Below are 255 nucleotides of genomic sequence, written 5' to 3'. Positions count from 1 at the left end.
GTTTGGAAACAGATCTTTCGCAAGACAATTTACAAGGTGCTGCATGGTTGTCGTCAGCTCGTGCCGTGAGGTGTCAGGTTAAGTCCTATAACGAGCGCAACCCCTGTTGTTAGTTGCCAGCGAGTCAAGTCGGGAACTCTAACAAGACTGCCAGTGCAAACTGTGAGGAAGGTGGGGATGACGTCAAATCATCACGGCCCTTACGCCTTGGGCTACACACGTGCTACAATGGCCGGTACAGAGAGCAGCCACTGG

At 52.5% G+C, this 255-nt stretch carries 1 rRNA gene; it reads left to right on the top strand.

From position 1 onward, the window contains the following. A 16S ribosomal RNA gene (locus ACHRWY_RS27730) occupies positions 1-255 on the top strand; the annotation flags it as partial.

Origin of the sequence: Flavobacterium sp. FlaQc-48 (assembly GCF_044007335.1) — a bacterium.
In the GTDB taxonomy this organism is placed as follows: Bacteria; Bacteroidota; Bacteroidia; order Flavobacteriales; family Flavobacteriaceae; genus Flavobacterium.
Note: the sequence above shows the minus strand (reverse complement) of the source record. Positions and strands in the feature narration are given on the sequence as shown.